At 66.7% G+C, this 23,331-nt stretch carries 19 protein-coding genes; 13 read left to right on the forward strand and 6 right to left on the reverse strand.

Translation table 11 applies throughout. The annotated features are described in order from the left end of the window. Positions 1–2,682, forward strand: coding sequence for a [protein-PII] uridylyltransferase (glnD, locus tag F579_RS0104255; RefSeq protein WP_019024117.1), 2,682 nt, complete (start codon positions 1–3; stop codon positions 2,680–2,682). Between the two features lie 34 nt (positions 2,683–2,716). Here the strand turns inward: glnD and F579_RS0104260 are convergent, their stop codons facing one another. Further along, positions 2,717–3,478, reverse strand: coding sequence for an OmpA family protein (locus tag F579_RS0104260; protein WP_019024116.1), 762 nt, complete (start codon positions 3,476–3,478; stop codon positions 2,717–2,719). Next, entirely contained in the window at positions 3,475–4,578 is a 1,104-nt protein-coding gene (locus F579_RS0104265; RefSeq protein ID WP_019024115.1) for a hypothetical protein, read from the reverse strand. Before F579_RS0104265 ends, F579_RS0104260 begins: the two co-directional genes overlap by 4 nt. A 197-nt stretch (positions 4,579–4,775) precedes the next feature. Here F579_RS0104265 and F579_RS0104270 point away from each other — a divergent pair, with 197 nt between their 5' ends. The 9 genes from F579_RS0104270 to hpnC all read left to right on the forward strand — a co-directional run bounded on the left by F579_RS0104270 (position 4,776) and on the right by hpnC (position 15,245). Beyond that, the gene (locus F579_RS0104270; RefSeq protein WP_051076693.1) at positions 4,776–5,675 is read left to right on the forward strand and encodes a phosphate/phosphite/phosphonate ABC transporter substrate-binding protein; all 900 of its coding nucleotides are present in this window, start codon (positions 4,776–4,778) and stop codon (positions 5,673–5,675) included. Positions 5,676–5,741: 66 nt separating this feature from the next. Continuing rightward, positions 5,742–6,134 carry a DoxX family protein gene (locus F579_RS0104275; protein ID WP_019024113.1) on the forward strand — a complete coding sequence of 131 codons (393 nt, stop codon included), beginning with the start codon at positions 5,742–5,744 and terminating at the stop codon, positions 6,132–6,134. A 527-nt stretch (positions 6,135–6,661) separates the two neighbouring features. Continuing rightward, positions 6,662–9,460 carry an EAL domain-containing protein gene (locus tag F579_RS0104280; RefSeq protein WP_019024112.1) on the forward strand — a complete coding sequence of 933 codons (2,799 nt, stop codon included), beginning with the start codon at positions 6,662–6,664 and terminating at the stop codon, positions 9,458–9,460. A gap of 99 nt (positions 9,461–9,559) precedes the next feature. Then, positions 9,560–10,180: an NAD(P)H:quinone oxidoreductase gene (gene wrbA, locus F579_RS0104285; RefSeq protein WP_019024111.1), complete on the forward strand. Its 621-nt coding sequence runs from the start codon at positions 9,560–9,562 to the stop codon at positions 10,178–10,180. Between the two features lie 83 nt (positions 10,181–10,263). Further along, positions 10,264–11,601 carry a TRZ/ATZ family hydrolase gene (locus F579_RS0104290; RefSeq protein WP_019025583.1) on the forward strand — a complete coding sequence of 446 codons (1,338 nt, stop codon included), beginning with the start codon at positions 10,264–10,266 and terminating at the stop codon, positions 11,599–11,601. 11 nt (positions 11,602–11,612) lie between these two features. Further along, on the forward strand, positions 11,613–12,356 hold the full coding sequence (gene ubiG / locus F579_RS0104295) for a bifunctional 2-polyprenyl-6-hydroxyphenol methylase/3-demethylubiquinol 3-O-methyltransferase UbiG (RefSeq protein WP_026301022.1): 744 nt from the start codon (positions 11,613–11,615) through the stop codon (positions 12,354–12,356). After that, positions 12,353–13,039: a phosphoglycolate phosphatase gene (gene gph / locus F579_RS0104300; RefSeq protein ID WP_019024108.1), complete on the forward strand. Its 687-nt coding sequence runs from the start codon at positions 12,353–12,355 to the stop codon at positions 13,037–13,039. The genes ubiG and gph overlap by 4 nt, the downstream gene beginning before the upstream one ends. After that, entirely contained in the window at positions 13,024–14,361 is a 1,338-nt protein-coding gene (gene rmuC, locus F579_RS0104305) for a DNA recombination protein RmuC (protein ID WP_019024107.1), read from the forward strand. Before gph ends, rmuC begins: the two co-directional genes overlap by 16 nt. Positions 14,362–14,366: 5 nt before the next feature. Further along, on the forward strand, positions 14,367–15,245 hold the full coding sequence (gene hpnC / locus F579_RS0104310) for a squalene synthase HpnC (RefSeq protein ID WP_019024106.1): 879 nt from the start codon (positions 14,367–14,369) through the stop codon (positions 15,243–15,245). Here hpnC and hemN read toward each other — a convergent pair. Beyond that, the gene (gene hemN / locus F579_RS0104315; protein ID WP_019024105.1) at positions 15,242–16,627 is read right to left on the reverse strand and encodes an oxygen-independent coproporphyrinogen III oxidase; all 1,386 of its coding nucleotides are present in this window, start codon (positions 16,625–16,627) and stop codon (positions 15,242–15,244) included. The two genes, hpnC and hemN, sit on opposite strands and share 4 nt — an antisense overlap. Before the next feature lie 182 nt (positions 16,628–16,809). Between hemN and hpnD the strand changes: the two genes are divergently transcribed. The 3 genes from hpnD to F579_RS0104330 are packed head-to-tail and all read left to right on the forward strand — an operon-like array spanning position 16,810 to position 19,821. Further along, entirely contained in the window at positions 16,810–17,667 is an 858-nt protein-coding gene (hpnD, locus tag F579_RS0104320) for a presqualene diphosphate synthase HpnD (RefSeq protein ID WP_019024104.1), read from the forward strand. 13 nt (positions 17,668–17,680) lie between these two features. After that, positions 17,681–19,015, forward strand: a complete 1,335-nt coding sequence (gene hpnE, locus F579_RS0104325) for a hydroxysqualene dehydroxylase HpnE (RefSeq protein ID WP_019024103.1) — start codon at positions 17,681–17,683, stop codon at positions 19,013–19,015. Continuing rightward, positions 19,012–19,821 carry an SDR family NAD(P)-dependent oxidoreductase gene (locus F579_RS0104330; protein WP_019024102.1) on the forward strand — a complete coding sequence of 270 codons (810 nt, stop codon included), beginning with the start codon at positions 19,012–19,014 and terminating at the stop codon, positions 19,819–19,821. Before hpnE ends, F579_RS0104330 begins: the two co-directional genes overlap by 4 nt. Before the next feature lie 134 nt (positions 19,822–19,955). On the opposite strand, the gene F579_RS0104335 is transcribed toward F579_RS0104330, so the two are convergent. The 3 genes from F579_RS0104335 to F579_RS0104345 form a co-directional block, all read right to left on the reverse strand. After that, positions 19,956–22,232, reverse strand: a complete 2,277-nt coding sequence (locus F579_RS0104335; protein WP_019024101.1) for a YgiQ family radical SAM protein — start codon at positions 22,230–22,232, stop codon at positions 19,956–19,958. 122 nt (positions 22,233–22,354) lie between these two features. After that, on the reverse strand, positions 22,355–22,753 hold the full coding sequence (locus tag F579_RS0104340; protein WP_019024100.1) for a globin: 399 nt from the start codon (positions 22,751–22,753) through the stop codon (positions 22,355–22,357). A 65-nt stretch (positions 22,754–22,818) separates the two neighbouring features. Then, positions 22,819–23,247: a hypothetical protein gene (locus F579_RS0104345; RefSeq protein ID WP_019024099.1), complete on the reverse strand. Its 429-nt coding sequence runs from the start codon at positions 23,245–23,247 to the stop codon at positions 22,819–22,821. Positions 23,248–23,331 lie beyond the last annotated feature (84 nt).

Genomic DNA, 23,331 nt, shown 5'->3' on the forward strand with positions numbered 1-23,331 from the left:
ATGAGTACACTGCCCGCCGGCGGCACCCCCAGCGAGGCCGACGCGCCCGCCTTCTCGCCCGACTGGGGCGAGGACTACCAGCGCCTGAGCCGCAACCCCGGGAATATCTCCCTGTTCCGCGATCGCCGACGCGCAATCCTCGAACAGCAGTACCAGGGCTTTCGTGACGGCATGCCGATCGAGGAGCTGATCCTCGGTCACGCACGCCGCATTGACGAGATGCTCAAGCTGATCTGGGCCCAGCAGGGCCTGGCCGATGACGACCGGCTGTGCCTGGTCGCGGTCGGGGGCTACGGGCGCGGCGAGTTGCACCCTGCCTCCGACATCGACCTCCAGATCGTGATCGACGGCACGGCGGACCGAGAGGTGTTCGACCGGATCAGCGCATTCGTCACCTTCCTCTGGGATATCGGGATCGAGGTCGGGCACAGCGTACGCAGCATCGAGGACTGCACACGCGAGGCCCGCGACGACATCACGGTCGCGACGAATCTGATCGAATCACGCTATTTAAGTGGCAATTTGAGCCTTTTCAACGAATTTCGCGGCGCCATCGACTCCGATCGCATCTGGGACTCGCGTAGCTTCTACGCGGCCAAGCTCGCGGAACAGCAGGCGCGGCACCGCCGCTTCGGCGAGACCGGCTACCGCCTGGAACCCAACGTGAAGGAAGGCCCCGGCGGGCTGCGCGACATCCAGATGATCGGCTGGGTAACCAAGCGCCACTACGGCGCGGAACGTATAGAGGAACTGGTCTCGCTGGGCTTCCTACGCGAAGGCGAGCTTCACGAGATGCTGGAGGGTCAGAGCTTTCTCTGGCGTGTACGCTTCGCCCTGCACATGCTCGCCGGGCGCCGCGAGGACCGGCTGTTGTTCGACCTGCAGCGTCAGCTGGCCAACACCTTCGGCTTCGTGGACCAGAACCACAACCGAGCGGTCGAGCAATTCATGCAGCGCTACTTCCGCACGATCAACGACCTGGAGCGGCTTAACGAGCTGCTCCTGCAGCACTTCAACGAAGCCATTCTCGATGATCCGCAGGCCCTGCAGGAGCCGGTCCGCATTCATCAGCGCTTTCAAGTACGCGGCGGCTATCTGGAAGTGGCCCACGACCAGGTTTTCATGATCTACCCACCGGCCCTGCTGGAGGTCTTTCGCCTGTTGCAGGAGCATCCTGAGATCCAGGGGATCCGCGCCTCGACCATCCGCCTGATCCGCGCCCACCGCCACCTGATCGATGGCCATTTCCGTCGCAACCCGGTCTGCCGCGCCCTGTTCATGGACATCCTGCGCGCGCCCCGCGGCATTACCAGCCAGCTCCGCCGTATGAACCGCTACGGCGTGCTGGGGAACTACCTGCCCGCATTCGGACGCATCATCGGACGCATGCAGTACGACCTGTTCCATGCCTACACGGTGGACGAACACACCCTTAACGTGGTGCGCAACGCCCGCCGGCTGGCCCTGCCCGAGTTCGCCCACGAGCAGCCGCTCGCGCACCGCATCCATAGCGAGCTTGAGCGTCCCGAACGGCTGGTATTGGCTGCCTTGTTCCACGATATCGCCAAGGGTCGTGGCGGAGACCACTCGGAGCTGGGCGCCCACGATGCCCTGCATTTCTGCCAGCAGCACGGCCTGTCCGACGAAGACGCGGGCCTGGTGGCCTGGCTGGTCCGCTCCCACCTGCTGATGTCGCTCACCGCCCAGCGCAAGGACATCTCCGATCCCGACGTCGTGCTGGCCTTCGGCCGCGAGGTGCGCACCCGCGAGCGCCTCGACTTCCTGTACCTGCTGACCATCGCCGATATCCGCGGCACCAACCCGGAGCTGTGGAACAGCTGGAAGGATTCGCTGCTGCAAACGCTTTATCACGCCACGCGCAACGTGCTCGAGCGCGGCCTCGACGCGGCCCCGAACATGGACGCACAGATTCGCGAGACCCGCGGCGAGGCCCTGCAACTGCTCGAGGGGCGCGGCTTTGGGGCGCACGACGCCGAAGCCCTGTGGGACGAACTCGACGACGAGTACTTCCTGCGCCACTCTGCCGACGAGGTCGCCTGGCACGGACAGGCCCTGCTGCCGCTGAAGGCGGACGAACTGCCATTGATTCTGGTGCGCCCCAAGACATCGCGCGGCAGCACCGAGATCTTCGTTTACGCGGAAGACCACCCCTACCTGTTCGCCCGCATCACCAGCGCGCTGACCCAGCTGGGCCTCGACATCGTCGACGCCCGCATCATCACCACGGCCGGGGGGCGCACACTGGACACCTTCCTGGTGCTGGAGAGCGGCGGCGGCCAGACGGTGGACGCCGGCTACCGCAGCGACGAAATCCGCCAGTACCTTGCCAACGAACTCACCCGCACCGATGGCGAAAAGGCCCCGGTGAGCCGCCAGTTACCACGCCGCCTGAAGCATTTCGACGTGGATACGCAGATCGAATTCGAATCCGCCTCCGGCGGGCAAGCCACACGCATGCGCCTGCGCGCGCTCGACCGCCCGGGACTGCTGTCGACCATCGGCCACGTACTGGCCGAACACGCGATCGACGTGCGCACGGCCCGCATCGCCACGGCCGGAGAGCAGGTAGAGGACAGCTTCCTGCTGGAGTGCAACAACGGCGGGGCCCTCTCCGACAACCAGCAGGAGATCCTCCGCAACGCCCTGCTGGAACGCATCTGACGCACACCCGCGCCCAGAACCCAAAGCACATCGGTCAGGGCGAACGCGCCTCCAGCGGTTTGGGGGACGGGCGGGCCTCGGTGTTGCCCAGAAGCCGCGCCTCGAAGTCCGTCAGTACGCTGAACTCCACCCGCCGCGAGGCCTCGTGGTCTTCCTGTCCATCGGCATCCAGCACCCGCCGCGACGAGGACAAACCGACCGCCGCCACACGCGAGCGGAACCAGTCGTCCTCCTGCAGGGGCTCAAGCCGGTAGGCATGCTCGAGCACCGCTCGGGTACGGCGCTGACTCAGGTCCATGTTGCCAAAGTAGGCATCAATCGCATCGTCGCTTCCGGCCCACTCGCTGGAGGTATGCCCCTCGATACGCACCTCGCGGATCACGTCCGCAAACGGCCGCAGCTGCTCGGCGTAGCGCGGCATGAAATCGTCCAGGATCGCCTCGAAGCGCGGGCGGATACTCGCGGAACTGCGCTCGAACAGAACCTCCGGCTCGCGAAAGCGCAGCGTCAGGGTGTCGCGGTCAAGCTCCGCATTCCAGCGCGGCAGGTCCTCGCGAAACTCCTCCTCCAGCACCGAGTAGATCGCCGCCCGCAACGCGGCAGCCTCGTTGCGCACCTCGACATGCGCCGCACTCGAGCGTTCGACCTGAACCATGTGCAACAGCGCCAGGAACAGGAAGATCATCATCAACGCGGCCATGAGGTCCGCCAGCGCCAGCCAGTGCGACCCCTGATCCGCCTCGTGCGCAGCGCCACCCGCACGCCCCCGGCGTCGCAGCAACCAGCGCAGGATCACGACCGCGCCCCCAGGGTATCCGTCGGCGTCGCCATCCCCACTGCAAACGCGTCTCCCCGCCAGCGGGACTCGGCCGCGCGCCCGGACTGCACGGCGTTCTCGATGCTCTCCAGCATCGCCTCGAGCCTGGCATCCATCGCGGGGAAGGCCTCGGTGGCCCGGTCACGCAGCGCCGCGATCGCACTCAGCAGGGCCTCCAGTTCCACCGTTTCCCGACGCAGACTGGCCAGCGTCGCATCCTGCTCCTCGACATGCCGGGTAATCTTCAAGGCCTGCCCAGTCAGACGCTCCAGCGCACCCTCGCTTTGCTCGACCCCCTCGCGCGCCTGATCGAACGCCCGGTGCAGGGTATCCATCTGCTCGCGATAGCGATCCTGCCAGTCCACCAGCCGCGCCACCGAGTCATCCAGCCGGCGAAAGTTCTCGCCGAACTGCTCGCCCAAGCGGTCATTGAAGTCGCGAATCACCTGCTCCAGCGCGGCCACCAGGTGTCCGCTGCTGAGCTCGCTCATGCGATCCGCCAGCCCCTCCAGGCTCTGCTTCAGTTCGTGGTGCTGCGTCTCGAGACGCTGATCCAGGCGACGATCCATCTGCTGTACCGCCTGCAGCAAGGCCCGCGTCGCATCGCGCTGCTCGGCCAGCACACGCTCGGGATCACCGCTGACCTGGGGGTCGCCCCGGTCATCCGGTGCCGTCACCGGCGCCGGCATCATCACCTGCAGTACGCGCAATACCGACGCCAGCAGGATGCCGACGATGCTGGTCACGAACGCAAGCTTCAGCCCCTCCAGCAACGCCGGAATACTCGCCTCGACCCGCGCCGCATCGAAGTCGATCAGGCCGATCGCAACCCCGAGGAACGTACCCAGGATCCCCAGGGTGGTCAGCAAGGCGGGCGCGGCGCCCTGGAAAGCGTTCGCTCGCCGCAGCGTCAGCGCCATTAGGGCCAACAGGAACAGCACGAACAGAAATAGTGAAAAGGCCCCGATAACGGTCAGCGGGGTCAGCCCCTGCAGGGTGGCGAGCAGCGCCTCGGCGACGCGGTCGAAAATGGTCATCTTGATTCCTCCGGCCGCGCCCGTCGGCGCGGTGATCTGCATGCAACAGCGCTCCATGCAAATTCGACGCCAGCCCCCCTCGCAACCCGCCCTAGGCGCCACACACGTGCGGATTCAACGGGTTTCCGACAGCCGCCTGAAACAGCACCCCCGCTGCGGTGCCGATTTATTGACGCATGGACACCCCTGGTGCGGTTGACTATAGGAACCAGTAAGCCCATCCGCCGGGATCGCACCCGATGGGAAAACGTCAGGCCGGGTTACCCCCTCTTCCAGCGTCCGTAAACCGCCGGGCCCGCCTGCGCACCATTGGACTTGTGCTGGTAGTCGCACTACTGCCTGGCACAGCGTTTACGGACGAAGCCTGGGAGCTGGGGATACAGCCATTCGCGAGTCCCCAGGCCCTGTTTCAACGATACGCGCCGTTGCGCGAATGGCTTGCCGACCTGCGCCAGGCGCCCGTACACCTGGAAGCCTCGCGCGATTTCCCTCGGTTTATCGAGCGCCTGTCGGAGGAGCGCTACGACGTGGCGATTGTCGCGCCACACGTCGTTCCGCTGCTCGGCGAAACCAGCGCGTATCGCCCAATCGCTCGTTCGCGCAATACCCTGGCCATGATCATCGTGGCACCAGTGAATGCGCCGCACCGGCAATTGACCGACCTGGAAGACGCGACCCTGGCGACCCCCGCTCGGCACAGTCTGGGTACCCGGCTGGCCAGCGAGCGAATCCGCGCGGTGTTCGATACCGAGGATCCCCCGATCCACTATCTGGAGTTCCCGCACCACAATGCCGCCGCGGCGGCCATGCAACGCGGACTGGCCGAAGCGGCCGTCCTGGTGATTGACGCACGCGCCCTCGAGTCGCCACGTTCGCCGCAGGAGGGGCCCCGCACCATTGCCCTGGCCGATGGCAGCCTGGTCCGCATCCTCGCCCAGTCGGACCCCTTCCCAGGCGTTACGATCGTGCTGCACCAACGGGTGCAAACGAATGATCTAGACTTGCAGACACAATTGCTGGAGCTCTCCAACACCACCTCCGGACAACAACGGCTGCGCGCGTTTGGCCACTCTCGTGGCTTCGAACCGGCAAGCCCGGAGGACTATGAAGCCTTCAGGAGCCTACTGCGCGAGCACTGAATCTGACCCAGCTGCTCAACACAAGACCCCGCGCAAACCTCAACCACGCAATCAGGAGACAACGAAATGGACAACATGCTGGACGACACCGGGAAGCTGATCCTGCGACTGGCGCTGGGCGTCATGATCCTGCTGCACGGGATCGACAAGATCTCCGGAGGCGTTGGACACATCGAGGGGATGCTGGCCGGGGCCGGGCTGCCCGGAGTGCTGGCCTATGGCGTGTACATCGGGGAGGTCCTGGCACCCGTCCTGCTGATCATTGGCCTCTACGCGCGCATTGGCGCGGTAATCATCGCGGTCAACATGCTGTTCGCCATCGGCCTCGCCCATGCCGACGAGGTCGTCCAGCTGACGCAGCACGGCGGCTGGGCCATCGAACTGCAGGCCATGTTCCTGTTCTCGGCAGTTGCGCTCGCCCTGACCGGACCGGGCCGCCTCGCCATCAATCGCTACTAGGGAAACACTGATCAATGTACACGCTCGCGTTGGCACCCCAGGTTTTCCGAGACAAGGCGCGTCGTGCAGCGGGTAGTGGTTCTACCCGCAAGCGGCGCAACGCAGGATCGGGGAACCTGGGGTACCAACCCCAAAGGGGCTCGGCCGCTTTTGCGTGGGAACGGCGTTGCGGCTCCCTTGTGCAGAATGACTGCACGGCAGTCACCGCGCCTTGTTCGCACGCAAAAGCGACTCGAGCGCGAACGTGTACATTGATCAGTGTTTCCCTAGGGCCACGAGGGCTCGTGCCGCCAGGCGGCACGAGCCCTCGCTGAATATTGAGGCGGAGGGCGCCAACCATTCGCGCGCCCTCCGCCCGAAAGCAAGAAAATCAGCCTTCGTTCAGGTACAGTACGTAGCCTTACCGCTCCTGAACCCCGCTCAACCCCGGGTGCTCCCAGACGCGCCATGCCTCGTCTCCTGCTCGCATCCAAGCCACGCTGTGCCTCCCTGCGCCGTGCCCGTTCTGGTGGGCCTGTGGGGCTTTCATGCGCCTGAACGTCGCCTGGCAGATCATCATTGGCACCGTCGCGATCCAGGTTGCGATGGTCGCGGCATTGCTCTTTAGCGGAATCACCCAGGTCCAGCAGAACCAGCAGGAGGTCCTGGAGCGCACCGCCGAACAACAAAGCCGCCTGCTGGGGTCTGCGCTGACACCGGGCCTCGCTTACGCCGATCCCGCGATGCTCCAGGACCTCCTTGAGCTGCTGGGCGACGACTCCAACGTCCTCTACGCGGTCGTACTCGACGCCAGCGAGCGCCCCCTGGCCTCGGTCGGCGTCGCCCCGGACACCCTCCCCGCCCCCGAGGCCGGTGTGCGCAGTGAATCCGGCCAGGTCGAGATTGCCCGGGACATCGAGCTTTCCGGCCAGCCTCTGGGTACCGTGGCCGTCGGCTACTCGACCGATGCGATCGACCAGCTCTCGACCAACCTGCTGGAACGCAATGTCTTGCTGGCCCTGGGCGTTCTGGGGCTCTCGATTCTGGCGGCCATTTTATTCGCCCTGATGACGACCCGCCGTCTGCGCCTGCTCCTGCAAGGGGGCAGGGCCCTGGAGGCCGGGCAGCTCGACCATCGAGTAAAGATCGATTCCCGAGACGAGTTCGGCGACCTGGCGCGGACGTTCAACGACATGGCCGCCCACCTGGACACCACACAATCCACACTACTCCAGCAAAACCAGCAGTTGAATCGCTCCGTAGCCCGCCTGGAATCCATGCTGGGCGGGGCCAACGCCATCCTGTGGGAGTCGAATCCCGAGAGCCACGAGTGGGAGTTCGTCGCAGGAGACACCCGCAAGCTGCTGGGCTTCCCCTCGCGCAACCTGGGGCGCGGGGAACTGCGCGCCCGGCATATCCACCCGGATGACCTCCCCCGCGTGCGCGAGGCCGCGCGCGCGGCCGGTAACGAACCCCAGGTGGTTGATTACCGCTTCGCCCACCGCAACGGTCAGTGGATCTGGCTGCGCGATATCCTCTCCTCGGCCGAAGACCCCGGCAGCCGTCGCAGCCTGCGGGGACTGACGCTCGATGTCACCGCCCACCGTCGGGCCACAGCGGCACTCAAGGAGAGCGAAAACCGCTACCAGGATGTCGTCAACCACATTTCCGAGGTGATCTTCCGTACCGACGCCGAGGGCCGCTGGACCCTGCTGAACCCCGCCTGGGAGGCCCTGACAGGGTTCACGGTCGAAGAGACTCTGGGTCAGCCCATGTGTGCCTTTGTTGACCCCGAAGACCGCGACGACGCACAGAGCTTCTGTGCCACCCTGCTCGAAGGGGGCACTCACGCGCAATCCGAGGAGATCCGCCTGCGCACGCACGACGGCAGTCATCGCTGGGTCAGCATCTACGCCAGTGCGCGCTTCGATGAAGACGGCCAGATCATGGCGACCTTTGGCACCATGATGGATATTTCCGACCGCAAGGACGCCGAAGAGGAAATCCGGCGCCTGGCCTTCTTCGATGGCCTGACCGGCCTGCCCAATCGAACGCTGTTGCACGACCGTCTGGGCCAGGCCCTCGCCAATACGGCGCGCACACGTCACCACGGCGCGGTCCTGTTCATCGATCTGGACAACTTCAAGGACATCAACGACACCCTCGGGCACGCGGTCGGCGATGACCTCCTGTGCCAGGTCGCCCGGCGCATGGAGAACTCCGTGCGCGAGGCCGACACGCTCGCGCGCCTGGGCGGCGACGAGTTCGTGATCATCCTCAACGATCTCCATCCTGATCCCTCGCGCGCTGCCACGGAGGCCGAGGCGGTGGGGCGCAAACTGATCAATCTGTTGCGCGAGCCCTTCGAGCTCGCCGGCCAGAACCGCCACGTCACCCCCAGTATTGGCGCCACCCTGTTCAGCGGCCGCAGTCTCGGCGTGGAAGAAGTGCTGAAGCAGGCCGACCTCGCGATGTACCGGGCCAAGAACGCCGGGCGCAATACCGTGCGTTTCTACGACCCCGAACTGCATCGCGCGGTGGAGGCCCGCTTCGAGCTCGAAAGCGACCTTCGCCACGCCCTCGACGAAGATCGGTTCACCGTTGCCTATCAACCCCAGGTCGAGGCCGATGGCCAGGTGATCGGCGCCGAGTTGCTGCTGCGCTGGAACCACGCCCAGCGTGGCGAAATCCCGCCTACCGAGTTCATCCCCATCGCGGAACAAACCGGCCTGATCGTGCCGATCGGGCGCAAAGTCCTGCGTACCGCTTGTGCCCAGCTCGCTGCCTGGCAGCACACCGCCGCCTTCCGCGAGTTGACCCTCTCGGTCAACATCAGCGCACGGCAGTTCCGCGACCCGCAGTTCGTCCAGAACTTGCGCGAGATCCTCCACGAGACAAGAGCCCCCGGCGACCGGCTGAAACTGGAGCTGACCGAGAGCATGCTGCTCGAGGAGATCGACACCGTCGTCGCACACATCGACGAGCTGCGCACGCTGGGCGTGGAGTTCGCCCTGGATGACTTCGGCACCGGTTACTCGTCCCTCGCCTATCTGAAGCAGCTTCCGCTAGCGCAGCTGAAAATCGACCAGTCCTTCGTGCGCGACGTACTGGACGACCCCAACGACGCCGCAATCGCGCAGATGGTCGTCAATCTCGCTCGCACGCTGGACCTGGACGTAATTGCCGAAGGCGTCGAAACAGTCGAGCAGCGGGCCTTTTTGTTCGGCCTGGGCTGCCGCCACTTCCAGGGGTTCCTGTACGGCCATCCGGGAGACCTGGCGGACCTCGAACGGGCCGTGCTCGGGGCATCACCCTCGCTTCAAAGTTCTGCGCAGCCACCCCGCTGACCATTCGTTTTAAACGAACAATAAAGCCATTAAAAGGCCATTTTTGTTCGCTTTAATGGGAATTAAGCTGGTCCTCAATTAAACCCGGAGGTCCTTCCCATGAGCACCAAAGTCCTCATCCTCTATTACTCCACCTGGGGCCACATCGAGCAGATGGCCGAGGCCGTCGCCCGCGGCGCCCGCGAAGTCCCCGGCACCGAGGTCACGATCAAGCGTGTCCCGGAACTAATGCCCGAGGATGTCGCAAAGCAGGCCGGGGCCAAACTGGACCAGGCCGCCCCCATCGCCAGACCGGAAGAATTGGCGGACTATGACGCGATTATTATCGGCACCCCGACCCGCTTTGGCCGCATGTCCGCGCAGATGGCCAATTTCCTCGATCAGACCGGTGCGCTGTGGTTTGGCGACAAGCTGGTCGGCAAGATCGGTTCCGTATTCGGTTCCACCGCCTCGCAGCACGGAGGGCAGGAGACCACGCTGGTCTCGACCATCGTCAACCTGATGCACTACGGCATGACCATCGTCGGCCTGCCCTACACCGAGAAGCGTCTGCTGGACATGAGCGAAATCAGCGGCGGCACTCCCTACGGTGCCACCACCCTGGCCGATGGCGACGGCTCGCGTCAGCCGAGCGAGAACGAACTCGCGATGGCCGCGTTCCAGGGCCGTCATGTCGCCGAGGTCACACGCGCCCAGGTCCTGGGACGCCAGGCCAGTTAACCGGTTCGACCGGCTCAAAGGGGCGGCCTTCGCCGCCTCTTTGGGGTACCATGCGCGGCCGAAACCCCTCGGTCTGGCTTCCCATGTCGACAACCCGAACCCTGGTTCTCAGTGCCTCGCAGATTCTGCCCGTGATCCCGCGCGACACGGTGCTCGACGATCACGCACTGGTCATTCGCAACGGCGTGATCGAGGCCCTGCTCCCGCGCGCAGAGGCCCTCGCAAAACACCCCGATGCCGAACACCTGCATCGCGAAGGGCATGCCCTGATCCCGGGCCTGGTCAACGTGCATACCCACTCCGGCATGAGCCTGCTGCGCGGGGTAGGCAGCGACCGCCCGCTGATGGACTGGCTCAAGCGCTACATCTGGCCGGCCGAGGGCCGCCTGCTGTCGCCCGAGTTCGTGCGCGCGGGCACGCGGCTGTCCATCGCCGAGATGCTGCGCGGCGGGACCACCTGCTTCAGCGACATGTATCTGTTCGTCGACGACGCCGCGCGCGTGGTCGACGAATCCGGCATCCGCGCCGCACTGGGGCTCACCGTGTTCGACTTCCCCACACCCTGGGCCCAGACGACGGACGAATACTTCCAGCGGGGCGCCGAGGTCGTCGATCACTGGCAGCACCACGACCGCATCCACTACACCGTGGCGCCGCATGCCCCCTACACCGTGGGTGACGAGAGTCTGCAGCGCGTGGCGGAGCGTGCCCGCGAGCTGGCCGCCCCTATCCACATGCATGTACACGAGACCGCCGGCGAGATCGCCGATGCCGAACGCGACCACGGCGAGCGACCGCTGGCCCGGCTGGCACGCCTGGGGCTGCTCGACCAGCCGTTCATCGCCGTGCATATGACCCAGGTCAGCGCGCAGGACCGCGAGTTGCTTCAAGGACGTCCGGTGTCGGTCGCGCACTGCCCGGAATCCAATCTCAAGCTCGCCTCGGGCTTCTGTCCGGTCGCCGAACTGCTGGGCGACAACATCACCGTGGGGCTGGGGACCGATGGCACCGCCTCCAACAACGATCTCGACATGATCGGGGAGATGCGCACGGCCGCGCTGCTGGCCAAGGGCGTCAGTGGCGATGCCTCGGCCCTCCCCGCCACCGCCGCGCTGGAGATGGCCACGCTGGGCAGCGCCCGTGCGCTGGGCCTGGCCGACCGCATCGGCAGCCTGGAACCGGGCAAGCAGGCCGACGTGGTCAGCATTGATCTTCGCGCCATCGAGCTGCAACCCATGCACGAACCCGCCGCCCAGATTGTCTACGCCGCCACCCGCGAGGCGGTCACCGACGTCCATGTGGCCGGACGGCCATTGCTCAGGGACCGGGAACTGCTTACGCTGGACCTGGACGAGCTCCAGGCCGAGGCCCGCGAATGGGGCGCGCGCGTGCTGGAAATCCAGCGCGAACTGGCCGCGTAATCGAGATGACCATGACCCGCGAATCCCACGCCAGCACTGGCGACAACGTCGATCACGCCGAACTGCACAAGTTCACGCATCGGGCACACGAGTGGTGGGACCCGAACGGCGCCTTTGGCACCCTCCATGCGATCAATCCCCTGCGCCTGGAGTGGATCGACCAGCACGCCGATCTGGCTGGCAAAAAGGTGCTGGATGTCGGCTGTGGCGCGGGCATCCTGTCCGAGGCGATGGCGGTGCGCGGCGCACAAGTGACCGCTCTGGATGCCGGCGCCGAACACCTGGAGGTCGCGCGCGAGCACGCACACGACTCCGGGTTGGAGATTCACTACCTGCACACCACCGCCGAGGCCCATGCCGAGCATCATGCAGGCGACTACGACGTGGTCACCTGCCTGGAGATGCTGGAACACGTGCCCGATCCCGAGGCGGTTATCGACGCGCTGGTCCAGCTGGTGCGCCCGGGTGGCTGGCTGTTCCTCTCGACCATCAACCGCACCCCCCGCGCGTTCGCCGAGGCGATCGTGGGTGCCGAATACGTACTGCGCCTGCTGCCCACCGGCACGCACGAGTACAGCCGCTTTATCCGGCCCTCGGAGCTGGGCGCGGTCCTGCGCAAGCACCGCTTCGAAGTCGTCGACATGACCGGGCTCACCTACTCGCCCCTGTCTGGCCGCTATCGCCTGGTCCCGCGCACGGACGTCAACTACCTGATGGCCGCGCGCCGCCCGGACAACAACAGCGAGACCCCATGAGCCGCGAAATCCGCGGGGTCCTGTTCGACCTGGACGGGACCCTGCTCGACACGGCCCCGGACATGCATGCCGCGCTGACCGTGCTGCTGGCCGAGAACGATCGCCCGCCCCTGCCCTTCGAGGCCGTGCGCAATCACGTCTCGCACGGCTCCCAGGCCCTTGTGCAGCTGGGCTTTCCGGATGTCGAGGGTGCGCGCCGCGAGACCCTCAAGCAGCGCTATCTCGAGATCTACGCCCGTGACCTGTGCATCGACACCACCCTCTTTCCCGGGCTGGACCAGGTGCTGGACGCCTGCGAGCAGCGCGGCTGGCCGCTTGGTGTGGTGACCAACAAGCCCGCCTGGCTGACCGAACCGCTCCTGGACGCCCTGGGTCTGACGCCCCGGCTGGCCGCGATCGTCAGCGGCGACACCCTCCCGCAACGCAAGCCGGACCCCGAGCCCATGTGGCTGGCCGCACGCCAGACGGGGCTCCCGCCCGAACAACATTGCTATTGGGGCGACGCCGAACGCGATATCGCGGCCGGCCGCGCCGCCGGCATGGCCACACTCATCGCGCGCTGGGGCTACATCGACGCCACCCAGGACCCGGACCGCTGGGGCGCCGATGGCACCCTCGATCAACCGGATGACTTCTGGCGCTGGCACCAGGCCAAGGCAGGCCCGCAATGGCTGGCGAGCTGACCGCACTCCCCCTCACCGCCTGGACCGCACTCGGTGCCGCCCTGCTGATCGGGCTGGTGCTCGGCTATTCCCTGGCCGGTCTGCGCCTCAATCGCCGCGTGGGCGATCTGCAGACGCGCAATGCCCGCCTGGAGGCCGAGCTCGAAGCCGCGGAACAGCGCCGTGAGGACCTGCGCCAGAGCTTCGAGACCGCGCGCCAGGAACTCGACCGCTCCTTCTCGGCACTCGCCAGCGAGGCGCTGGAGGCCAATTCCAACCAGTTCCTGCGCCTGGCCCAGTCGATCCTGTCCCAGAAGCTCAGCGAGGGGCAGAACGAGATTGAGCGTTCGGAGAACAAGGTCGAGGCGATGCTCAAGCCCATCCGCGAGACGCTGGGCAAGACCGAGGCCGAGATCAACGCGATGGAGCGCTCCCGCGCCCAGGCCTTCGCCGCACTGAATGAACAGATCCAGCGCCTGAGCTCGGACAACGCCACCCTCCAGCGCGAGGCACACAACCTGGTGCAGGCGCTGTCGCGTCCCGGCGTGCGCGGGCGCTGGGGCGAGCTGACCCTCAAGCGGGCAGTGGAACTCGCCGGCCTCTCGGCGCACTGCGATTTCACCGAACAACCGGCGCTGGATGGCGACAGCGGCCGCCAGCGCCCGGACCTGCTGGTCCACATGCCCGGCAACCGCGCCCTGGTCGTGGACGCCAAGACCCCCCTGGATGCCTATCTCGACGCCGTCGCCGCGGCTGACCCGGAACCGCGCGCAGCGGCCTTCAAGCGTCACGCCCAGCACCTGCGCTCACGCGTGACCGAGCTCTCCAGCAAGCAGTACTGGGCCAGCGTCGAGCAATCCCCCGAGTTCGCCGTCCTGTTCCTGCCCGGCGACCCGTTCCTGGCCGCCGCGCTGGAACACGAACCCGGTCTCCTGGAATACGCGCTGGAGCGCCAGGTGCTGCTGGCCACCCCGAGCACGCTGATCGCCCTGCTGCGCACGGTCGAATACGGCTGGCAACAGGCACAGCTCACCGAGCACGCACTGGAGATTCGCGACCTCGGGGCGGAGCTCTCCCACCGTCTGGGCACCATGACCGAGCACCTGGCGCGCCTCGGCAAGGCGCTGGATCAGAGCACCGACGCCTTCAACAAGACCGTGGGCAGCCTGGAGCGCCAGGTCATGCCAAGCGCCCGCCGCTTCCAGGAGCTGGGCATTCGTGCGCGCAAGAGCCCCGAGACGCCGGACACCCTGAACAATCGCGCCCGCCAGCCCGTTGACCAGGACCAAGACACCAATCGCCCGGACGACGATACCGCTCCGGATACGGGCTCGCGGGACTGAGCCGCGTGGCGGGCCACCCCGACATCCGCGCCGCCTACCGTCACTGCCGGCGCCGCGCGGCCGCGCACTACGAGAATTTCCCGGTCGCCTCCTGGCTGCTGCCCGCGCGCCTGCGCGGGCCGGTCGCCGCGATCTACTGCTTCGCCCGCGATGCCGACGACCTCGCCGACGAGGACCAGCGCCCGGTCGACGAACGTCGGGCCGCGCTGATCGCCATGCAGGAACGCGTGCAAATCCTCGAAGATCCGGCCGCGGAATCCGAACCGGAATGGATCGCGCTGGCCGATGCACGGCAGCGCTTCAGCCTGCCCGCCGCCCCGTTCGTCGATCTGGTCGACGCCTTCATCCAGGACCTGGAACAGACCCGCTACGCCACCTTTGGCGAGGTCATGGAGTACTGCCGCCGCTCCGCCAACCCGGTCGGGCGGCTGATGCTGTACCTCGACGGCAACCCGACCGAGGAGATGATCGGCTACTCCGACGCGGTCTGCTCCGCCCTGCAACTGATCAACTTCTATCAGGACCTGCACCAGGACATCACCGAGAACAACCGGATCTACCTGCCGCAAGACGAGATGGCGCAGTACGGCGTCAGCGAGGAGATGATCGCGGCGGGCCAGACGACCTTTCCGCTACGCAACCTGATGCAGTTCCAGTACGCCCGCGCCGACCGCCTGCTGCGCGCCGGGGCACCGCTCGGCGGCATGCTGCGCGGGCGCATGGGCCTGGAGATCCGCGCAATCATCAACGGCGGCGCCCGCGTGCTCTGGCGCCTGCGCCAGCAGGACGACGTCTTCGCCCGCCCGCGCCTGCGCGCCCGCGACGCCTGGATCATCCTCGCCCACAGCCTGCGCCCACGCCGCCGCAGGCGTAACGCTACCTAGACGACCTTCGAGTAGCGCCGCTTCTCACGGTCGAGGTAGGCGTCGAAGGCCATCGCGATGTTGCGCAGCAGGAGCCGGCCACGTGGCTGGACCTCCAGGCAATCGCTGCCGATGGTGACGAGGCCGTCGGCCTCCATCTCGGCCAGGCGGTTCAGGGCATCGCCGAAGGTCTCCCGGAAGTTGATGCCGAATGCGTCCTCGATGCCGCCGAAATCGACCCTCGAGTGGCACATCAGCTCGCTGATCACCGCGCGCCGCAGGCGGTCGTCCGCGCTCAGCTCCAGGCCGCGGAACACGGGCAGCTCGCCCGACGCCAGCCGTTCCTGATAGGCATCGACCTCGCGCAGGTTCTGGCTGTAGCTGCCCCCGATCTTGCCGATAGCGGTTGGCCCCAGCGCGACGAGGTCGTATTCGGCGCGCGTCGAGTAGCCCTGGAAGTTTCGCTGCAGCGTGCCCGCGCGCTGGGCGATCGCGAGTTCGTCATCGGGCAGCGCAAAGTGATCCATGCCGATGTACACGTACCCTGCGTCGGTCAGGCGCTGGATGGTCATCTCGAGGATCGCGAGCTTCTCCGTGGCCGGCGGGAGGTCGCCATCGCGGATCTGGCGCTGCGTCTTGAACAGCTCCGGCAGGTGCGCGTAGTTGTACACGGCCAGCCGCTCCGGGCGCAGTTCCAGCACGCGGTCGAGGGTCGCCGAGAACGTGTCCACCGTCTGCAGGGGCAGCCCGTAGATCAGGTCCAGGTTGGTGGAGACAAAGCCGTGCTCGCGCGCCTGGCGTACCGCCTGCTCGGTGACCTCGAACGGCTGGATGCGGTTGACGGCCTTCTGCACGGCCGGATCGACATCCTGCACCCCGACACTGATGCGGTTGAAGCCCAGGGACGCCAGAAGCGGCAGGGTGCCGGGCCGCACGGCACGCGGATCGATCTCGATCGAGAACTCCCGCTCCGGGCCCGTCTCCAGCGTGAAATGCCGGCCCAGGGCATTCATGACTCGGGTCAGGTCTTCGTCAGACAGATAGGTCGGCGTCCCACCCCCGAAGTGCAGCTGGCGCACCGGCCGGTCCCCATCGAACAGATGGCCCTGCAGGGCAATCTCCTGCTCCAGCGAGTCGAGATAGCTCGTCGCCCGCCGATAGTTTCCGGTAATCACCTTGTTGCAGGCACAGTAAAAACACACCGTGTTGCAGAAGGGCACGTGAACATAGAGCGACAGCGGACGCGCCGCCCCTTTGGCATTCGTCGCCCGCGCCACCCGCGCATAGGCCTGCGCGTCGAACCCCTCGTGGAACTGCGGCGCCGTGGGATAGGACGTGTAGCGAGGGCCGCTCACGTCATAGCGACGCAACACTTCGGGATCGAATACCAGACGCTGTTCCATACGGCTCTCCGCATCGGGAGGGCGGGCCCCTTGCGCCACCCTGACATCCTCACCCTACGCGCCCTCCAGCTGGGCACGGTTGATGTATATCAAACGTGGCTTCGATCACCGCCGCCATCCGCATCCCGGTCCCGCTGTGCTAGCCTTGCCGTCCCAAGACGGTACCCCGATCCCGAGCGCGTATGTCCCCCGACGAATATTGCGAGGAGAAGGCCGCGAAGAGCGGCTCCAGCTTCTACTACGCATTCCGGTTCCTGGAGCCAGACCGGCGCCGTGCGATCACCGCGCTGTACGCGTTCTGCCGCGAGGTGGACGACATCGTCGACGAGGTCAGCGAGGAAAGCGTCGCGCGCACCAAGCTCCAGTGGTGGCGCGAGGAGATCGAGCGCCTGTTCGATCATCAGCCGCGCCACCCGATCACCCAGGCCCTGCAGCCGCATCTGGCGCCGTTTGATCTCAGCCGCGAGTATTTCGACGAGATCATCGACGGCATGCAGATGGATCTCGACTACGACAGCTACCCCGACTTCACCACGCTGTCGCTGTATTGCTACCGCGCGGCCAGCGTGGTCGGGATCCTGTCCGCCCATATCTTCGGCTTTTCGGACCGGCGCACGCTGAAATACGCGCATGACCTGGGGATGGCCCTGCAGCTGACCAACATCCTGCGCGACGTCCATGAAGACGCAATGCGCGGCCGGGTCTACATCCCGCTGGACGAGCTGAACAAGCACGGCGTAAAGCCCGAAGAATTTCAGGTCAACGTCACCGACGACCGCCACCGCGCCCTGTTCGCCGAACAGGCCGAACGGGCCCGACGCTACTACCAGCGCGCAGAGGAGCACCTGCCCGCCGAGGACCGCTACCCCCAGCGCCCGGGCCTGATCATGGCCGCGATCTACCGCACCCTGCTCGACGAGATCCAGGACGACGGCTATCGCGTGCTGGAGCACCGCGTGCGGCTGACCCCGATCCGCAAGCTGTGGATCGCCTGGCGCACCGCGCGCCGCCTGAAGCGCGAATACCGCCGCGCGGGCTGACCCCGCCCGCCCCATGGCCGCCGTTCCCGCATCGCATCCGGTCGTCGTGCTCGGCGCCGGCTGGGCCGGCCTGACCGCCGCACTGACCTTGGCCCGGGCCGGCATCGCGGTCCATCTGATCGAGGCCGCCGCGACCGCAGGCGGGCGCGCCCGCAGCCTGAACCGCGACGGTGCGGAGCTGGACAACGGCCAGCACGTGCTGGTCGGCGCCTGTCACGCCACCCTGGAACAACTGCGCTCGGTCGGCACCGAGCCGGAGCGCGCCTTCGCGGCCCTGCCGTTCGGCCTGCGCATGCATGCACCGGGGAATCCTCACCCGGCCTTCTCCCTGGAACCCCGCTCTCCGCGCCTGCCGGCCCTCGCCGGTGGCCTGTGGAAAAGCCTTGCCGGCACCCCGCTGCACAGACGCCTTCCGGCCCTGCTCGGGGCGGCCTCGATCCTGCATCGGCCGCTGGACGAAGACATCGACGTACTCGAATGGCTGCAGGCGCGCCGTCAGCCGGACACGCTGATCCGCCAGCTATGGGAACCGCTGTGCCTCGCGGTCATGAACACGCCGATCCGCAGCGCCTCGGCGCATATCTTCCAGAACGTGCTGCGCCTGGCCCTGAACCACGGGCCGGACGACGCCCGGCTGCTCATCCCGACCCGGCCACTGGGATCGCTGTATCCGGAACCGGCCCTGCGCGAACTGCGCGAGCGCGGTGCCACGGTCGAGACCGGACGGCGCATTGTGGCCATCGAATCCGGGGGAACCGAGTCCCGCTACCAGCTCCTTGACCGTAACCATCACGTTACCCATGCCAACGCGGTGATCATCGCCACCGCACCCAGCGCGGCGACCCGGCTCCTGCCCGAGGCCCCCGAGCTGCAACCCCACCATCGGGCCCTGAGGGCCATGGGCGAACGCAGCATCTGTACGGTCTACCTGCGCTACCCGGGCCCGGTCCCAGCCCGCCCGCCGCTGCAGGGGCTGCTCGACCAGCACGGACAATGGCTGATTCCCCGCCGCGTGGCCGGCGAGCCGGACTGGCTGGTCGTCGTGATCTCCACCGCGGACGACCTACCGTCCATGCCGGCGGATACGCGCTGGCGTCGGGTTGCGGAAGAACTGGAACAGACCTTCCCTGACCTGGGAATGCCCCGGATCGGCCATGTGGTGTGCGAGAAACGCGCCACCATCGATGCCCGCGTCGATCTCGACGCACTGCGCCCGGTGGCCGGCACCGCCTGGCCCGGATTGTTCCTGGCTGGCGACTATGTGACGCCGGGCCTGCCTTCGACCCTCGAAGCCGCCGTGCGGTCTGGATTAGAATCAGCCCACAAGCTACTGGAGACCCTCCCTTGACCGATCTCGACATCCCCGCCCTGCTGGACTATCGCCCGGAACCGGGTGCCTTCAACGACCGCGTGATCCTGGTAACCGGCGCGGCCGCGGGCATCGGGCGTGCGATCGCCCAGGCCTGCGCGGCGGCGGGCGCGATCGTCGTGCTGCTGGACAAGGACATCAAGGGGCTGGAGAAGACCTACGATCTGATCGAGCAGGAAGGCCACCCGCAGCCGGCCATCTATCCGCTCAATCTGGAGGGCGCCACGGTCAAGGACTACGGCGACCTGGCCGAGAACATCCGCGACTCACTCGGGCGCCTGGACGGGCTGGTGCTGCACGCCGGCTGGGCCGGGACGCTGACGCCGATGAAGGGATACGACCCCGAGCTCTGGTTCAAGGTCATCAACAGCAACCTGCACGGCCCGTTCTTCCTCGCCCAGGCCGTACTCCCGCTGCTGGAAGACAGCCCGCACGGCAGCCTGGTCGTCTCCACCCAGGACTGCCGCAAGGCCTTCTGGGGTGCCTTCGGCATGGCCAAGGCCGCACAGGATGCGATGATCGACATCCTCGCGCGCGAGCACCGCAACGAGAAGCACTTCATCCATGTGAACGGCATCGATACCGGCCCCGTGCGCTCGCGCTTCCGCGCCGGCCACTACCCGGCCGAGGATGCCGACAAACTGCCACGCCCGGAAGACGTCGTCGGCCCGTACCTCTACCTCCTCGACACCACCGACCCGGAACACACCGGCCTGCACCTTTCGCTGGAAGGCCACGTACCCGAGCCGGCACCCCGCCCGCACCGCCAACCCCAGGAGGGCTGAGCGCCGCAACTGGCCACGCGGGGCTTCGCGGCCAAGGCCGCTCCCACGGGCTTGTGGTGGCCGCCGGGGTCTACCTTCGGATCTTGCCTTTTGCCTCTGTGGGAGCGGCCTTGGCCGCGAACCTCCGGCGCATCCTATGGACGCTGCGGTCGGCGCTTGCCGGGGCGGGATTTGGCCCGGGGCGGGCCCTTCTTCGGGCCTGGGCCTGCCGGGCGGGCGGCGGTCTCCACGCCCTTGTGCTGGGTCTGGAAGGTCTGGCCGCGCTTCTTCAGGGCCTTGCCGCCGCGGGTCACACGGCCGCCGGTGGCGGGCCGAGCCCCGCCCGTACCCTGGCCGGTGCCGGCCGGCTGCCAGGTGGGGATCAGGTGGTGCTTCCCATTGCCGATCAGGTCCGCGCGACCCATGCGCTTGAGCGCATCACGCAACAGCGGCCAGTTGTTCGGATCGTGGTAGCGCAGGAACGCCTTGTGCAGGCGCCGCGCCCGCGCCCCGCGCGCGACCGGTACCCGGTCCCCCGCCTTGCGCTTGATGCCCCGTAGCGGATCACGCCCGGAGTGCCACATCGCGGTCGCGAGCGCCATCGGACTTGGCAGAAAGGCCTGCACCTGGTCGGCGCGGAAGTTGTGCCGCTTGAGCCACAGCGCGAGGTTCAGCATGTCCTCGTCGGACGTACCCGGGTGCGCGGCGATGAAATACGGGATCAGGTACTGTTCCTTGCCCGCCTGTTTCGAGTATTTCTCGAACATCGCCTTGAAGCGGTCATAGGCGCCCATGCCTGGCTTCATCATGCGGGAAAGCGGCCCGGATTCCGTATGTTCCGGCGCAATCTTCAAGTAGCCTCCCACATGATGGGTGACCAGTTCCTTCACATACTCCGGTGATTCCACGGCCAGGTCGTAGCGCAGGCCCGAGGCAATCAGGATCTTCTTGATCCCGGGCAGCGCCCGCGCCTTGCGGTAGAGGTTCACCAGCGGCGTGTGGTCGGTATCGAGGTTCTTGCAGATCCCGGGATAGACACAGGACAGCCGGCGGCAGCTGCGCTCGATCTCCGGGTCCTTGCAGGCCAGGCGGTACATGTTCGCGGTCGGCCCGCCGAGATCGGAGACCACGCCGGTAAAGCCATCGACCTTGTCGCGGATCTCCTCGATCTCCTTGAGCACGCTCTCCTCGGAGCGGCTCTGGATGATGCGGCCCTCGTGCTCGGTGATCGAGCAGAACGTACAGCCGCCGAAGCAGCCGCGCATGATGTTTACCGAGAAGCGGATCATCTCCCAGGCCGGGATGCGCGCATCGCCATAGGAGGGATGCGGCGCACGGGCATACGGCAGGTCGAATACCGCGTCCATCTCGGCGGTGGTCAGGGGGATCGGCGGCGGGTTCAGCCAGACCTCCTTGTCGCCATGGCGCTGCACGATGGCGCGGGCATTGCCCGGGTTGGTCTCCAGATGCAGCACGCGGGAGGCATGGGCGTACAGCACGGAGTCGCCCTTGACCTGCTCAAAGGCCGGGATGCGGATGACCGTCTGGTCTCGCGGGGTCCCGCGCGGGATGTCGCGGTGGAAGCGAACGACCTGGGCGCCGCCTTCCTCGGTGGCACTTTTCGGTTCCTGCTTCGTTTCGGCCTCGGCGCAGGTCGACGGCGAGACCATCGCGTAGGGGTCCGGGTTGGCATCCACCGGCCCCGGGGTATCCACTTCGCTGGAGTCCAGCTCCACATAGCTGCCCGGCACCGCATCGCGCAGGAACGCCGTACCCCGCAGGTCGGTGATCTCCCGCGGGTGCTCGCCGGCGGCCACGCGATGGGCCAGTTCGACCAGGGCACGCTCGGCATTGCCGAACAGCAGGATGTCGGCACGCGCATCCAGCAGCACCGAGCGGCGCACCTTGTCCTGCCAGTAGTCGTAGTGGGCGATGCGGCGCAGGCTCGCCTCGATGCCGCCGGCGACCACTGGCACGTCCTTGTACGCCTCGCGGGCGCGCTGGGCGTAGACGATCACTGCCCGGTCCGGCCGGTGGCCGTGCACATCCCCTGGGGTGTAGGCATCGTTGGAGCGGATCTTCCGGTCAGCCGTGTAGTGGTTGACCATCGAGTCCATATTGCCGGCGGTAACACCGAAGAACAGATTGGGGCGGCCCAGCGCGCGGAACGGCTCGGCGGAGGTCCAGTCCGGCTGCGCGATGATGCCGACGCGAAAGCCCTGCGCCTCCAGCAGCCGCCCGATGATCGCCATGCCGAAGCTCGGGTGGTCGACATAGGCGTCCCCCGTAACCAGCACGATGTCGCAGCTGTCCCAGCCGAGATCATCCATCTCCTCGCGGGTGGTCGGCAGAAACGGGGCCGTACCGAAGCGCTTGGCCCAGTAGGGCTTGCGCGCAAACAGCGAAGGCGGGAAATCGGGGACAGCGGACATGGACTCGGACTCCCGGCGCGGGGCCGGTGGATTCAAACCCGCGCATTACACGCCGGAATCGCCGCCAGATCAAACGGCCCCGGTGCCTGCGGGGCCGAAAAGTTCGCTCGGATCGATCGGGCTCAGTACAGCCTTACGAACAGATCAATCGCCGGCTGCATCGCACCGCGCCAGCGCTCTGCCAGACCCGGCTCCCAGCGCGGATCGATCTCAGCGGCCGTGCGCACCATGCAGTCCAGCCAGATCGGGTACAGATCCGGCTCCACGGGTACCCGTCCCTCGCGGGAATGGGCCTGCCCCATGCGTTCCATGGTGGAAGCCACGAAGCTCTCGCCCTCGGCATAGCTGATCGCCGTCGAGATGGCCTGTCCGAGTGCGCGTTTTTGCTGCGAGAAGTCCGTCGAGCCAAACGCGGCCTTCACCCGTGGGTCGGCCTGCAGGAAGTGTTCGTAGAAACGCGTAACGAAGTCGCCCGCCCTGCGGCATCGCCCGTAGCTCTGGTGCACGTCGGAGAAATCCATGGCTGTCCCTGCAATAAAGGAGACGGAAGGATAGAGCCCCTGGCAGACCGAGCGATTGAGCCAGATCAAGCTTCCCTGGCAGCCGTCGAGTCCACCCAGTGCAACTGCGCAAAAAGATCCACCGTCGGCGCCGTCGCTGCGCGCCAGCGCGACGCCAGCTCGTCTTGCCACTCGGGGTCGGTGTCGCGGGCGGCCTCGATCAGGGCCTCGACCCAGCAATCGTTCAGCGCGGGCTCGACCGGCACACGGCCATGTGCGCCATGAACCATGGCCATGGTATGCACTGGAGCCCGACCGTCGCTGCGCCGTTCGGCAAAGTCCAGCGCGGCCAGCACCGACTCGTTGAGGATGTGCTCCTGGCGGGCGGGATCACTGTCGCCAAATACCTCGGGTATCCGCGGATCCGCCGCCATCAACAACAACCGGAAGTGGCGCAGGAAGGCATCGGTTCGTATGCAGCGATCATGGCTCGCGCGAACATCGGGGAAAAACATGCGGTACTCCGCTGATGGGCCCCGTGATGCTACGCAGCCGAGCGTTTGCCCGCGATAACCCATGCTAACGTGGCCCGCCGCATC

The sequence above is a fragment of the Thioalkalivibrio sp. ALJ21 genome (assembly GCF_000378605.1).
GTDB lineage: Bacteria > Pseudomonadota > Gammaproteobacteria > Ectothiorhodospirales > Ectothiorhodospiraceae > Thioalkalivibrio.

Bases quoted from the DNA above. Each gene is read 5' to 3' on its own strand.
- glnD (WP_019024117.1), top strand. From the start codon at position 1: ATGAGTACACTGCCCGCCGGCGGCACCCCCAGCGAGGCCGACGCGCCC.
- F579_RS0104265 (WP_019024115.1), bottom strand. From the start codon at position 4,578: ATGCAGATCACCGCGCCGACGGGCGCGGCCGGAGGAATCAAGATGACC.
- F579_RS0104270 (WP_051076693.1), top strand. From the start codon at position 4,776: ATGGGAAAACGTCAGGCCGGGTTACCCCCTCTTCCAGCGTCCGTAAAC.
- F579_RS0104275 (WP_019024113.1), top strand. From the start codon at position 5,742: ATGGACAACATGCTGGACGACACCGGGAAGCTGATCCTGCGACTGGCG.
- F579_RS0104280 (WP_019024112.1), top strand. From the start codon at position 6,662: ATGCGCCTGAACGTCGCCTGGCAGATCATCATTGGCACCGTCGCGATC.
- wrbA (WP_019024111.1), top strand. From the start codon at position 9,560: ATGAGCACCAAAGTCCTCATCCTCTATTACTCCACCTGGGGCCACATC.
- F579_RS0104290 (WP_019025583.1), top strand. From the start codon at position 10,264: ATGTCGACAACCCGAACCCTGGTTCTCAGTGCCTCGCAGATTCTGCCC.
- ubiG (WP_026301022.1), top strand. From the start codon at position 11,613: ATGACCCGCGAATCCCACGCCAGCACTGGCGACAACGTCGATCACGCC.
- gph (WP_019024108.1), top strand. From the start codon at position 12,353: ATGAGCCGCGAAATCCGCGGGGTCCTGTTCGACCTGGACGGGACCCTG.
- rmuC (WP_019024107.1), top strand. From the start codon at position 13,024: ATGGCTGGCGAGCTGACCGCACTCCCCCTCACCGCCTGGACCGCACTC.
- hemN (WP_019024105.1), bottom strand. From the start codon at position 16,627: ATGGAACAGCGTCTGGTATTCGATCCCGAAGTGTTGCGTCGCTATGAC.
- hpnD (WP_019024104.1), top strand. From the start codon at position 16,810: ATGTCCCCCGACGAATATTGCGAGGAGAAGGCCGCGAAGAGCGGCTCC.
- hpnE (WP_019024103.1), top strand. From the start codon at position 17,681: ATGGCCGCCGTTCCCGCATCGCATCCGGTCGTCGTGCTCGGCGCCGGC.
- F579_RS0104335 (WP_019024101.1), bottom strand. From the start codon at position 22,232: ATGTCCGCTGTCCCCGATTTCCCGCCTTCGCTGTTTGCGCGCAAGCCC.
- F579_RS0104340 (WP_019024100.1), bottom strand. From the start codon at position 22,753: ATGGATTTCTCCGACGTGCACCAGAGCTACGGGCGATGCCGCAGGGCG.
- F579_RS0104345 (WP_019024099.1), bottom strand. From the start codon at position 23,247: ATGTTTTTCCCCGATGTTCGCGCGAGCCATGATCGCTGCATACGAACC.